At 48.4% G+C, this 403-nt stretch carries 1 protein-coding gene; it reads left to right on the forward strand.

Translation table 11 applies throughout. The features are described 5' to 3' along the window. Window positions 1-18: 18 nt before the first annotated feature. Window positions 19-403 (forward strand): hypothetical protein (locus tag EZI54_RS24125; RefSeq protein ID WP_207389362.1); only part of this gene is annotated, 385 nt, incomplete at its 3' end.

The raw sequence follows: 403 nt of genomic DNA on the forward strand, positions 1-403 counted from the left end.
GAGCGTGCAGGGTAGACTTTGACATGGCGTATCATTCCTCTGTTGGTTGTGATCTGGCGAGATCAACCAACAGGATACGCCACCTCTTCAACTTGCCTCCATACACCAGAAATCACCATAGCTCTCCCGCCTTTGCCAGATAGCAAAAAGCGAAGTCGAGCTGGAGATGAGTTGCAGCCTTGGTGTGACTACGCCGCCATCAATCCCTACGAAAAGATTATTGCTGACGTAACTGACGTCCAGACCTGCGAGGCAGACGATAGGGAGTTTTATAATGACGAATGGTGGGGCTGGACTAATGAACATATCCGCTTCATTAATAATAAGCTGGGACTCAAGGCACTCGCTCTCGCAGTTCCATTTGTCTGGGTTGCCACCATTTTTGTCACACTGTTTTTATTGT

It is taken from the genome of Marinobacter halodurans (assembly GCF_004327985.1).
Taxonomy (GTDB): Bacteria; Pseudomonadota; Gammaproteobacteria; order Pseudomonadales; family Oleiphilaceae; genus Marinobacter_A; species Marinobacter_A halodurans.